The organism is Burkholderia sp. E168m23 (assembly GCF_016586125.1).
Classification (GTDB): Bacteria; Pseudomonadota; Gammaproteobacteria; order Burkholderiales; family Burkholderiaceae; genus Burkholderia; species Burkholderia orbicola.
The window spans coordinates 1-12979 of record NZ_BCPP01000072.1; the positions used below are offsets into that span (position 1 = coordinate 1).

Below are 12979 nucleotides of genomic sequence, written 5' to 3' on the forward strand. Positions count from 1 at the left end.
ATTCACCGATACCGACGATACGCGCCTCGGCGTGGCATTTCGCCAGCAGGCTGCCGCCCATCCGGGGCAGGACGCATTTCATTTGCTGACCGATCCGGTCGACGCACTGGACGCGCGCGTGCTGCTCGCCGACCGCGCCGAGCGTTCGCTGGACCTTCAGTACTACATCTGGCACGACGACCTGACCGGCCACGAACTGGCCGACGCCGTCATGCGTGCGGCCGACCGCGGCGTGCGCGTGCGCGCGCTGCTCGACGATCTCGGCACCAACGCCGACGACCGCAAGCTGCTCGAGATCAGCGCGCATCCGAACATCGAGATCCGGCTGTTCAATCCGGTGGCGTCGCGCCGGTTCAAGAAGCTCGGCACCCTGTTCGAGTTCTCGCGCGTCAACCGGCGCATGCACAACAAGGCGATGATCGCGGACAACCAGGCGGCGATCGTCGGCGGGCGCAATATCGGCGACGAATACTTCGGCGCATCGTCGATGCTGGAGTTTGGCGATCTCGATGTCGTCGTTCACGGGCCGGTCGTGAAAGACATCTCGACGGAATTCGATACGTTCTGGAATTCGCCGTACGCGTATCCGGTCGATACGCTGGTCGGGCACGATGCGGCGCCGGGCGGCCTCGAGCGCGAGCGAGAACGGTTGCGCGACTACCTGAGGGCCATGGAGGACAATCCGTACGTGCTCGAGGCCCGCCAGCGGCTCGACCGGATCGTCCACGGGCAGGGCACGGAGCTGTCGTGGGGGCATGCGACGGTGCTGTACGACGATCCGTCGAAGATCGCGCATCCGCCGAAGGACCGCGACGGCCACCTGATGCCGCAGTTGCGTGCGCTTGCGTTGCAGCCCCGGCACGACCTGCTGATCGTGTCGCCGTATTTCGTGCCCGGCAAGGAAGTGGTCGAGCGGCTGCGCGCGCTCACGGCGCGCGGCGTGCGCGTGACGGTGCTGACCAATTCGCTCGCATCGACCGATGTGGCGGCCGTGCATGCCGGCTACCGCCGCTATCGAAGCGATCTGGTGAATGCCGGCGTGCGGCTTTACGAGCGCCGGCCCTCGGGCGACAAGAGCATTTCGAAGCAGGTGATCATCGGCTCGTCGCGCGCATCGCTGCATGCGAAGACCTACGTATTCGATCACACGAGCATCTTCATCGGGTCGATGAATCTCGATCCGCGCTCGCTGAACCTCAATACGGAGATCGGCGTTTACTGCGAGAGCCCGGCGATTGCATCGCAGGTGGCCGACGATCTGGAGGCGCGGCTCGACCAGATCGCGTGGCGTGTCGAGGCGAGAACCGATCCGGCCGGCAGCGGGCGCCTCAAGTGGGTTCAGACGGATGCAGACGGGAAGGTCACCGAGATCGATCACGAACCGGAAGTGTCGGCGCCGCGGCGGATGGAAGTGTGGTTTCTCGGGCTGTTTCCGATCGAATCGCAACTGTGAGCGGCACTCAGTGCCGCGCGCGGCGGTGCTGCTCGATGACGTCGGCAAACTGCATCGCCGCTGTCTCGATCGTCGCATCGCTCAGCCCTGAATAGCCGAGCACGAAGCCGTTGTAGCGGCGGCCGTCGCCGATGCAATAGCTGCTCAGCGGTTGCAGCAGCAAGCCGCGGGCGGCGGCCGTGCGCGCGACGTCGGTATCGTGCAGCGGCGCCGCGAGATCCGCGGAAAGATGCATGCCGCCGGGGCTTTCCCGCACGCTCAGCGATGTGCCGAGATGGCGGGCGAGCGCCGCTTCGAGGCCGCCGCGCCGCTCGGCATAGAGCGCCCGCATCTTCCGCAGGTGCCGCGCAAACAGGCCGGTATCGATGAATTCTGCCATCGCCAACTGGTCGGCCGAGTGGCCGCGATGGACGAGTTCGCGCAGCGTGCGCGTGAAGCGGTCGACCAGCACCGGCGGCACCACCATGAAGCCGAGCCGCAGGGCCGGAAACATCGTCTTGCTGAACGTGCCGAGATAGCATACCGGTGCATCCGCATGCAGGCCCTGGATCGCGGGCAGCGGCTGGCCACCGTGACGGAACTCGCTGTCGTAGTCGTCCTCGATGATCCACGCGCCGCATGCACGGGCATGCTCGACGAGCGCCGCGCGGCGCCGCGGGCTCATCAGCGCGCCGAGCGGGTACTGGTGCGACGGTGTCGTATAGATCAGCCGGGGCGGGTGGGTGCGCCACTGCGCGTGGGTCGGCGCCATGCCCTCGCGATCGACCTCGATCGGCACGGGATTCAGGCCGGTCGACCGGAACGCGGTTCTCGCGCCGTTGTAGCAAGGGTTCTCGAGCCAGCCGTATTCCCCGGGATTCGCCAGCATGCGCGCGCAGAGTTCGAGGCTGCTCTGCGTGCCGTCGGTGATGAACACCTGGCCCGTGTCGCAGCGCACACCGCGCGACACGCGGATGTATGCGGCGACCGCGCGCCGCAGTTCGGGCAGCCCTTCGACCGGGCCGTACGCCAGCCGGGCGGGCGTGATGGTCTTCCATGCGCGCTCGATGCAACGACGCCACTGGGCAACCGGGAATTCGTCGAGGGACGGCAGGCCGGGAACGAACGGCAGCATGCGTTCGGGCTCGGGGTCGGCGTTCTCCAGCCCGTGCACGCGCGCCGACAAGTGAACTGGCGCGGGGCCGTCTTCCTTTGCGACGTTCGAGCGGTCGCATCCGTCCCATAGCGTGATCGTGCCGTTGCGCGTGGCCGCCACGAAGCCTTCCTCGGCAAGACGCTCGTACGCATAGACCGCGGAATTGCGCGCGATGCCCAGCTCGGCCGCGAGCACGCGCGTCGACGCGAGCCGCGTGCCGGGCGGGAGGTGCCCGTCCAGCAGCATGTTGCGCAGGCTCCGGTAGAGGGCTTCCTGCCGACTATGCGTTGTCGCGCCGTCCTGTCTGGCAAGCGACGAGATGAGCAGCGCGAGATCCATGGGCTGGTTCCAGAAATTTTCGTTATGCTGGTTCTTTCGAAGAGGCCGCGCGCATCGTATCGTTCACGTTCTCGCGGGGCAGGCCGGCAACGCGCATTTTCAGCGATCGGCGCGACTGGCGGGATGCGCGTATTTTGCTCGATTCGACGAGCGACTGTCGATGGGCGGGGTAGTCGCGCGCTCATGCACGGGTACGGCACGATGCCGATACCATTCATTTCGCAGTACAGATAGATGAACGAAAAGACCGATCTCTCTTCCACGCCGCGTACGACCATTCGCCGCCTGCCTGAACTGGCGAGCCACGATCGCACGATGCTCCACCGCATCGTGGACGAAGCGTATGTCTGTCACATCGCGTTCGGCGACGGGCAGAACACGCACTGCATTCCGACCGCGCACTGGAGAAGGGGCGACGCGCTCTATATCCACGGGTCGAACGGCAGCCGCATGGTCAAGGCATTGTCGGCCGGCGCGCAGGCTTGCGTTGCGATGACGCTGCTGGACGGCCTCGTGCTGGCGAGATCCGCCTTCAATCATTCGATGAATTATCGATCCGCGGTGATCTACGGGCAGTTCGACGTGATCGAAGGCAGCGCGGAAAAACTCGCCGCGCTGGATGCATTGATGGACAAGATCGCGCCGGGCCGCAAGCATGAAGCGCGGCCGGGCAATTCGAAGGAAATCAATGCGACCAGCGTGCTGCGGATTTCGATGGCGGAAGCGGCCGTGAAAATCAGCGATTCGCTGCCGTCCGACAAAGAGGAAGATCTCGGGCTGGCGGTGTGGGCCGGGATCCTGCCACTGAAGACGACACGCGGCGCGCCGGTCCATGCAGACGGCAACGTGGTGGTGCCGGACTACGTCCGGAACTGGGCCGATTGAAGGGCGCGGCGGCGCGTGGCGTGGCGGGCCGTAGCGCCCGCCTGGCCAAGATGTCGGCGTGTCGTGCTTTTACCCCGGCCGATGTTCGCGCGATTCGTGCGGCGGGTGCGACTCGGCCGGATGCGGCGCGTGCGCATGCTCGGGCGCTGCTTGCCGAGGCTGCGGTGCCGCGTGTTCGCGTGGCGGCGCTTCGGGGTGCGGCTGCATCTCCTTGCGTTGTTGCTGTTGTGCTGCCTCGCTCCGCTGCTGTTGCCGGGCCTCGTCACGTTGCTGCGCTTCCACGCGTTGCTGCTGTTGCGCTTCGTCGCGCTGCTGCGCCTGAGCGTGTTCCTGCTGTTGGGCGGCATTGCGTTGCTGCAGCGCTTCGCGCTGCTGGGCCGCGTCGTGTCGCTGCATTTCCGCGCGTTGTTGCTGCTGTTGCTGCGCCGCCGCGCGAGTCTCCTGCGCGGCATGTTCGCGCTGCATCGCCTGCTGCCGCGTGTCGTGCGTCGCACCGGGCGGATGCGGCACAGGCACCTCGGCATGCGGCGCATTCGCGCGATGCTGCGCGAATGCTTCGGGCGCGGGTCGTGCACCGGGGCGCGCGTCGTTTGCACCGAAATGCGGGATCGTCATCGGCGCGGCACCCGGGCGCTGCTCCAGGGCCTGGCCGCGCATCGGCTCCGCGCCCGGCCGGACCGTGTTGCGCTCGATCGTCGTGTTGTTGTTGGTGACGTTGCCGCCGTAGTTGTTCGTGATGCGTGTGTTGCGGATGTTCGTGATGTTGTTGATCACCGTGGTCGACTTCGTCACGTAGGTGGTGTGGTTGTACACCACGGCCGGACGCTGCCAGCCGCCGTGCCACGCCGGGCCTTCGGGGCGCGGTGCGCCCCAGTTCACGCCCCATGCGTGCCAGCCCCAGTCGTGATGCCCGAAGATCGCCGCGCCGACGGCGATGCCGATGCCAAACGTGATCACGCCGGCCGTGACGACTTCGCCGGTGCTGTAGACGGGTGGCCGATACACATAGCCTGGGTAGGACGAAACCGGCTCGCCGTAGACGACGGTCGGGTTGTACGACGGTACGTACACGACATCGGGCTGCGCGGGTTCGATCTCGATCGCCTGCTCGGGCGGCGGCACGATCGCCGGCCCGCTGTAGACCACCGGCGCGTCGGTGGCCGGCGTGTACCCCGCCGGCGCGGCTTGCGCGACTTGCGTGACCCGCATCTGGCCGCTCGAGCGCAGATGGCCGGATTTCTGCGCGCGCTGGCGCATCACCTGGATCGCATTCATCACGTCGGTCGGATCGTTGTAGTACGCCTGTCCGAGCGAGGTGGTCCAGGCCGGGTTCGACGCCATTTGCGACAGCACCGCGGGGAACGCGGTCAGCGCCTTGACGGACGGGTCCCACGGCTGCGCATCGGCGGCGCTCGCGAGCGCCTGGCCCTTCAACGACGGATTTTGCGTCACCCATGTATTGGCGGCCGCTATCTGGTCCGGATACGTTGCGCCCGCGAGCACCAATGCGACCAGCTTGTCGGGGAACAGCGCGATCGGCGCGACCATCTGATAGAGCTGGTCGGCACTCGGCGGCGTGTACGCGACGGGCGTCGACGCGGGCTGTGCCGCCGAGGCGGCGCTCGCATCGCTGGCCGGCGCGGCGGCGCTGCTTTCGTCGCGCTTGTTGCAGGCCGACAGGCCGAGCAGCGACACGATGACGGACGACGCGATCAGCGTCCTGACGGGGCGGTGTGCACGGGCATGGTTCATGTTGTTCGTTCGATGTGGTGACAGCGTTGGCAGGCACGCGGGCCGGGCGATCGGCTCGAACACCATGTCGCGACCGTCCGCGCAGGTTCCGGTGGCATCGGCCGGAGCGGGCGGCTGGATCGTGTTCGCATGGCGGTTGTCCCGCGACGAATCGATACCTTCAGTTAAACGCACGACATGCACGGAAGTTGTCGCGGTGTTGTGTAACAGTGTGTGTGCCTTGCAGTCCGTAAGCGAACAGGCGGGCGCGCGGTAACCGACGTGAAAGTTGTTTGCGCAACGATTGCAAGGTTGGGGGCAGGCGTGATGCTTGCTGCGCGAGGTGAGTGGGCACGGCATGCAAAAAACCCGCGAAGGTTGCGAGGCCTTCGCGGGTTTCTTCAACGCGGTTGAGTACGGCTGCGGCGCACGTGATGCGTTGCGCAACCGTACCCGGTTCGGTCAACGGCCCATCAGCGCGCGAAATCCGACGTGCTCTGGATGAACGTATTCAGCTTCGAGATGTTCACGCTGCCGAAGCCCGTCGTCGCATCCCAGCCGGCCTTCGCCTTGTAGCCGTAAGTGCCGCTGCCGTTGTTGCCGGACGTGACGTCGTGCAGCAGCGCCGCGTTGGTCGGGAAGTACTTGTAGATGCTCGACGCGGGGAACCCGAGCGCGTTGTTGTTGGCCGACTGCAGCCGCGCCCAGATGCCGGTGAAGATCGGCGCGGCGAGGCTCGTGCCGCCTTCGTTGTTCAGGTATCCCGAACCCCACAGCGTGTCCGACGTCTGGCCGTTCACGACGAGAATCGCACCCGTGCGCAGGTCGGCGTCGAAGCCGACGTCGGGCAGCGCGCGCTTGGTCGAGCCGGTGAGGGTCGACGATTGCCACGTCGGCGCGGCCTCGTACTTGCTGTACCCGCCGCCCGTCGACCACACGGTGCCCGGCTGCCAGCTCGGATCGTTCCAGACGATCTCGCTGTTGTACGCATTGGTCGACGTATTGGTGAACAGCGTCGTGCCGCCCACCGCGATCACGTACGGCGACGTGGCCGGCTCGCTCACCGTGTAGGTCGAGCGCGACGGCGTACCGCTCGCGCATTCGTACGCGCCGTGGTCGCCGGCGGAAACGGAGAAGGTTTGCCCTTGCGCGACCGCCTGCTTGAAGATGGTGTCGTCGGTTGCCTGCGAGCCGGTGCTGTTCGCGGACGATTCGCACACGCCGAGCGACACGTTGATCACCTTCGCGACGTTGTCGGTCACGGCCTTGTTGTACGCGGCCGTGATCGCGGTGAGCGTCATCGACGGCGCGACGTAGAACACGACCTGCTTCACGCTGCCGCCGGCCGCGCCGACGATCGACTGGCTGTCGAGGTTCCATTCGACGGTGCCGTCGGTGTCGGTGTACGAACTGCCGGCCGGGCCCGTCTTCACGATGCTGCTGCTGATCGTGCCGAGGCCGTTGTTCGCGGCGAACGTATTGAGGTCGCTCACCGTCTGCGACAGGTCGCCTTCGGAGATGATGCCGACCGTGGTCTGCGAGGCCGTGGGCGTGCCGTCGCCGCCGTAGATCGACGAGAACTCGGTCGGATTGTGCGGCACCGCCGACGCGCCGGCCGGGATCGTCAGGTTGCTGGTGTTGCCTTGCGGCTTGCTGCCCGCGCCCGTATGCACGAGCTCGACGTTCTGCAGGCCGAGCACCGAGCCGACGACGTTGCCGATCGCGTTCGGCACTTGCGCGGCGTCGGTGTTCGCATAGACGCTGCGGCCGTTGCGCGTGAAGCGCTTGAGGGTCGTGCGGAACGCGGACTGGACGGTGCCCGCGGTGCCGGACGCGGAGACCAGCAGCCGGTTCGGCGCGACCACGATATTCACGAAGCCGGCCTTGCGCAGGTGGGCGACGACGGAGGCGACCTGCTGGTCGGTCGGCGCATATTGCGCGGCGAATTGCGCCGGCGTGAGGAACTGCCGGTAGTGCGGCGAGCCGGGCGTATGCAGGTCGCGCAGGTACTGGTCGAGCTGGGCTTCGTTGCGCAGGTTCAGCCCGAGCACGATGTCCACCGATTCGCCGGGCGCCATGTCGATCGCGGAGGCGGCAGCGGCTGCCGTGCTCGCCGCGGGCGCGCCGGCCGTACCGGCTTCGTTCTGCTGCACGAGCGGCAGGAAGCCCTTGGTGTGCGTTTCCGTCCAGCCGGCCGCGGGCGCGGCATGGGCGGTCGCCATGCCGAACGTCGCGGCTGCTGCTGCGGCGAATGCGAGTTTGACGACGCGAATGTGCTTTTGATTCTTGTTTGCAACCTGATTCATTTGAATTACCCCTCCGGTTGAACAACGAACGGCACGAACAACAACGGTCGACAGCGGTGCGGGTCATGCACCGCCGCTTTCTGTCGCATGCGGGCGGATGGCACGGACGCGACAGGGCCTTTCGCCCGATCCGGAAAGCGGTTTTTCTCCGGAGGCGAAATACGGAAAACGCGGTAACGGGAAAGCTGCGCCGCAGGGCGGGGCAGTCGCGCCGGAGTCGGCGCGGGCGGGATTGCTAGAGCAACAGCTTCGTTGTCCTGCTCATTTGATTCGATCCTTCGGCCCGCTGCCGGATGGCAGCCGTCCATTGAAATGCATCGGGATACTGCACGCGCCGGCGGGCGAACGCATCATTCGGCGGCGCGTACTTCGGTGCAGCGGAAGCGAAAAAACGTGGAGCGGAATCGTTTGCGTGGCGGGCAATCCGTCGGATTGCTTGCATCGGACGGTATCAAGAACGAAAGCGCGGTGTCAAACTTTTTTTGATTATATGAAATAAAATTAAATCGGATAAACCGCAATGATTTTGAAAAGATCGGTGGCTTTTTGTAATGTTCGAAACCGGTAACGCAGGTAATACCGAAAGCGACTTCGCCGATCCTTTCCGATGCGTATTGAAACGGCTGTTCGTTATCGAGGAAATGTTCGAATCGCCGGCGCCTGTCGTTCGGTTACCTGAAGGTCTTCGACACACCGGAACAGCGCGTCGACATGCTGAAGCAGCGCGTCGCGCGAGGAAGCGTCCGCATCATCGGTGGCGAGCGCCTTGATGGCGTCGAGCCGCGTTTCGAGTTCGGCGAGGTGGGTGAGCGTGACGCGACTGCTGCTGGCGACGGTGGCCGTCGCATCGGAAGGATTCGTGGATTTCATCGAGTGAGTCATCGCATTGAAGTGGTCGATGAAGCGCGCGAGGTCGGCCGGGCAGCCGTCGCGGGAAACCGTGCGCGCCGACGGATCGCCGGCCACGATCCGGCCGGCGGTGTCCGCCATCGCGTCGAGCGTCGCGAGCATGCGGCGGAGCAGCCTGAACAGGTCGAACGCGGCGGCCAGCAGGCAGACGAACAGCGCCGTCGCCAGCACCAGGTAAGTGGACGCACTGCGGAGCATCGCGTCGGCGCTCGCGTCGTGCGGCAACGCGGCCGGCGCATGCAGTGCATGGACGACGAACGCAACGGTGCCGGCGAGCAACACGACGACGATCGCGGCGAGGCCGATCGTCTGCCCGATTTGCCGACCGGGCCTGACCGGCGGCGTCACTGCACGCCCCGCAGCCGGTAGCCGACGCCGCGCATCACTTCGGGCATGCCCGGTGCGCCGGCCTGTTCGAGTTTCTTGCGCAGCCGGCAGATGTGGCTGTCGACCGTGCGTTCCAGCGCGCTGACGTCGGCCATGCACGCGTCGAGCAATTCGCCGCGCGTGAACACGCGGCTCGGCGATCTCGCCATGTGCGCGAGCAGCCGGAACTCCGTCAGCGTCAGTGTGATCGGCACCTCGGTGCCCGCTGTGCGCACGCGGGCCAGATAGCTGTCGGTGTCGATCTCGAGGTCGCCGACGCGCAGCATGCGCAGGGTCGGCGGCGCGGCGGACCGGCGCAGGATCGCGCGCAACCGCGCGACGACCTCGGCCGGGTTGAACGGCTTGACGATGTAGTCGTCCGCGCCGGCGTGCAGTGCCTGCAGCCGGTCGAGATCGCGATCGAACGCGGTGAGGACGACGACGGGCGTGTTGTCGCGCCGTCGCAGTTCGGCGAGCACGTCCCAGCCGTTCTTCCGCGGCATTTTCACGTCGAGCAGGATCAGGTCGGGCTTCAGGTGCGGCTGCATGTCGAGCACCGCTTGCCCGTCGGCGACGCGGTAGGTGCGAAAGCCGTCGTGTTTCAGGTACGCATCGAGGATGTCCGAGATGTCGGGCTCGTCTTCTGCAATCAGTATCAGGGAATTCGTCATGGAGTGTGCCGTGCTGTGTCGAACAAGCGGGGCGGCTCGTTGCCGGGCCGGAGCGCACCGTTTCGCCACGCTGCCGCGCGGGACGGAACGGCGCCGTTCGTTCAGTTCTGCATCACGCGCTTCGACGGTGCGACGTCCTGGTCCGTCAGGCCGCCGCCGAGCGCCTTGTACAGCGCGACGGCATTGCCGAGCTCGCTGCGGCGCAGATCGAGCAGCGCCTGTCGTGCCGCATAGAGCTGCCGCTGCGAATCGAGCAGCTCCAGCCGCCCCTCGACACCCGCGCGATAACGCAGGTTCGACAGGTCGGCGCGGCGTTCGGCCGAGCCGACCACGCGCGTTTGGGCTTCGATCTGACGGCCGAAGGTTTCACGTCCGGCGATGCCGTCGGCCACTTCGCGGAACGCGGCCTGGATCGCGCGTTCGTACTCGGCGACCGCGCTGGACTTGCGCACTTCCGCGAGACGCAGCTCGGCACGCAGCCGCCCGCCCTGGAAGATCGGCACCGTGACCTGCGGCGCGAAGCTCCATGCGCGCTGGCCGCCGTCGAACAGGCTGCCCATCGCGGGGCTGAGGAAGCCGATCGACGACGTCAGCGACAGGCGCGGGAAGAACGCGGCGCGCGCGGCGCCGATGTCCGCATTCGCGGCGACGAGATTTTGTTCGGCCTGCTGGATATCCGGGCGACGGAACAGCAGTTCGGACGGCAAGCCGGCCGGCAGTTGCGTCATCACCGGTTGCTGCTGAAGCGGCAGCGGCTCGGGCAGATCCTTCGGCAGCTCGGTGCCGATCAGCAGGCGCAATGCATTGCGTGCCTGCTCGACGGCGCGCGTGCGCGCTTCGAGATCGGCCGTCGCGCTCGCGACCTGGCCTTCGGCCTGCGCGATGTCGACGCCGCTCGCCTGATGCGCTTCCTTCAGGCGGCGTGCGAGATCGAGCGACTGCTGCCAGTCGGCGAGCGTGCGTTCGGACAACTGGCGTTGCTCGTGCGCGAGGCGTTCCGCGAAGTACGCGTCCGCCACGCCGCCGACGAGCGAGATCTGCACCGCGCGGCGGCCGTGATCGGTCGCGAGGTAGCGCGCGAACGCCGCATCCGACATCGATTTCACGCGGCCGAACAGGTCGATCTCGAACGCGCTGATGCCGACGTTGACGCCGTACTGGTTCTGCGTCGCGCCGAACAGCGGCGGATTCGACTGCGTGTCGTCCGACGTACGCTGACGCGTGAAGCTCGCGCCGGCGCCGATCGACGGCAGGCGCGCGGCACGCTGGATGCCGTACTGCGCTTCGGCGGCCTCGACGTTCAGCGCGGCCACGCGCAGGTCGCGGTTGTGCTCGAGCGCGAGCTCGATCAGGCGTTGCAGGCGGCGGTCGCCGAACATCGTGCGCCAGCCGAGGTCGGCGGCGTTCGCGTCGGGATTGGCGGCAGCGGCGGCGGTGTAGGCCGTCGGCACCGGCATCGACGGTTTGACCAGCGTGGGCGCCAGCGAGCAGGCCGACAGCGCGAGGACGAGGGGAAGAATAAGCAATCGCATGGCATCAACCTTCCTGTTCGTGAGTCGGGGAAGCCGGCTGCTTGCGGGAAGCCCGCCATGCGCCGATACGCTCCTGGATACTCATCACGAACACAAAGAAAACAGGGACGAAGAAAATGGCCAGCACCGTGGCGGTCACCATGCCGCCGAACACGCCAGTGCCGATCGCGTGCTGCGTTTCGGCGCTGGCGCCGGTCGCGATCATCAGCGGCACGACGCCGAGGCCGAACGCGAGCGAGGTCATCAGGATCGGGCGCAGGCGCAGCTTCGACGCCTGCACGGCCGCTTCGATCAAGCCCTTGCCTTCCTCGCGCAACTGCTTCGCGAACTCGACGATCAGGATCGCGTTCTTCGCGGACAGGCCGATCACGGTGATCATCCCGACCTTGAAGAACACGTCGTTCGGCATCCCGCGCAACAGCACCGCACCGATCGCGCCGATCAGGCCGAGCGGCACCACGAGCATCACCGACAGCGGGATCGACCAGCTTTCGTACAGCGCGGCGAGCACCAGGAACACGACGATCATCGACAGCACCATCAGCATCGGCGCCTGCGACGCCGACTGGCGTTCCTGTAGCGACTGGCCGGTCCACTCGACCGCGAAGCCCGGCGGCAGTTGCGCGGCGAGCCGTTCCATCTCGGCCATCGCCGCGCCGCTCGACTGGCCGGGCGCCGCGTTGCCGGCGATACGCGCGGACGGATAGCCCTTGAAGCGCACCATCTGCAGCGGCGTGTCGGTCCACACGGGGCGCACCACCTCGGACAGCGGCACCATGCCGCCGGCCGCGTTGCGCACGTACAGCTTCATCACGTTGTCGATCTGCATGCGTGCCGGCGCGTCGGCCTGGATGATCACCTGCTGCATGCGGCCTGCGTTCGGGAAGTCGTTCACGTAGGTCGAACCCATCGCGGTCGACAGCGTGTCGCTGAGCGTCGTGAACGACACGCCGAGCGCCTGCGCCTTCGCGCGATCGATCTCGAGGCGGATGCTGGTGCCGGCCGGCAGGCTGTCGGGGTACACGCCGGTCACGACCTTGCTTTGCGCGGCGAGTTCGAGCAGCTTGACTTCCGCTGCCTTGAGCGCCGCCGCGCCCTGGTTGGCGCGGTCTTCCAGACGCATCGAGAAGCCCGAGCTGTTGCCGAGTTCGTCGATCGCCGGCGGCAGCAGGCTCATCACCGTGCCTTCGGTCACGCCGGCCATCGCCTGCTGCGCGAGCATGCCTTCCTCGATCGTCGACGCGCCGCCACGGTTTTTCCAGTCCTTCATCACCGACCAGTTGATCGCCGCGTTCGAGCCCTGGCCCGAGAAGCCGTAGCCGATCACGGAAATGCTCGACTGGATTGCCGGACGCGAAGCAAGATGCTTCTCCAGCGTCTTGACCACGTCGTGCGTACGCTCGGCGGTAGCGTCGGCGGGCAACAGAAAGCTGGTGATGAAGTAGCCCTGGTCTTCGTCCGGCAGGAACGACGACGGCAGGCTGCGGAAACCGAGCACCAGTGCACCCGAAATCGCGACGAACACCAGCATCACGCGGCCCGTGCGACCGACGAGGCGGCCGACGCGCGTCTCGTACCATTTCGTCAGGCGATCGAAGCGGCGGTTGACGTAATAACTTCGTATAGCATACATTATACGAAGTTATACGAGC

General features: G+C 66.5%; 8 protein-coding genes and 1 pseudogene. 2 read left to right on the plus strand and 7 right to left on the minus strand.

Going from position 1 to position 12979, the window contains the following annotated elements; genetic code table 11:
- On the plus strand, positions 1 to 1453 hold a 1453-nt coding region (locus tag JMF90_RS06280; protein ID WP_201324993.1), incomplete at its 5' end, for a phospholipase D family protein.
- A 7-nt stretch (positions 1454 to 1460) separates the two neighbouring features.
- Here JMF90_RS06280 and JMF90_RS06285 read toward each other — a convergent pair.
- Positions 1461 to 2927 carry a PLP-dependent aminotransferase family protein gene (locus JMF90_RS06285; RefSeq protein WP_011548143.1) on the minus strand — a complete coding sequence of 489 codons (1467 nt, stop codon included), beginning with the start codon at positions 2925 to 2927 and terminating at the stop codon, positions 1461 to 1463.
- Positions 2928 to 3161: 234 nt separating this feature from the next.
- Here JMF90_RS06285 and JMF90_RS06290 point away from each other — a divergent pair, with 234 nt between their 5' ends.
- Positions 3162 to 3812, plus strand: a complete 651-nt coding sequence (locus tag JMF90_RS06290) for a pyridoxamine 5'-phosphate oxidase family protein (protein ID WP_011694689.1) — start codon at positions 3162 to 3164, stop codon at positions 3810 to 3812.
- Between the two features lie 69 nt (positions 3813 to 3881).
- On the opposite strand, the gene JMF90_RS06295 is transcribed toward JMF90_RS06290, so the two are convergent.
- The 6 genes and pseudogenes from JMF90_RS06295 to JMF90_RS06320 form a co-directional block, all read right to left on the minus strand.
- Complete coding sequence (locus tag JMF90_RS06295; RefSeq protein ID WP_011548141.1) at positions 3882 to 5564, minus strand: DUF3300 domain-containing protein; 1683 nt, start codon at positions 5562 to 5564, stop codon at positions 3882 to 3884.
- A 452-nt stretch (positions 5565 to 6016) separates the two neighbouring features.
- Entirely contained in the window at positions 6017 to 7849 is a 1833-nt protein-coding gene (locus JMF90_RS06300; protein WP_011548140.1) for a protease pro-enzyme activation domain-containing protein, read from the minus strand.
- Positions 7850 to 8479: 630 nt separating this feature from the next.
- On the minus strand, positions 8480 to 9106 hold the full coding sequence (locus tag JMF90_RS06305; RefSeq protein ID WP_011548139.1) for a hypothetical protein: 627 nt from the start codon (positions 9104 to 9106) through the stop codon (positions 8480 to 8482).
- On the minus strand, positions 9103 to 9795 hold the full coding sequence (locus tag JMF90_RS06310; RefSeq protein ID WP_011548138.1) for a response regulator: 693 nt from the start codon (positions 9793 to 9795) through the stop codon (positions 9103 to 9105). The genes JMF90_RS06305 and JMF90_RS06310 overlap by 4 nt, the downstream gene beginning before the upstream one ends.
- Positions 9796 to 9896: 101 nt before the next feature.
- Complete coding sequence (locus tag JMF90_RS06315; protein ID WP_011548137.1) at positions 9897 to 11327, minus strand: efflux transporter outer membrane subunit; 1431 nt, start codon at positions 11325 to 11327, stop codon at positions 9897 to 9899.
- Between the two features lie 4 nt (positions 11328 to 11331).
- A pseudogene (locus JMF90_RS06320) lies at positions 11332 to 12939 on the minus strand (efflux RND transporter permease subunit); the annotation flags it as partial.
- Between the last annotated feature and the right edge of the window lie 40 nt (positions 12940 to 12979).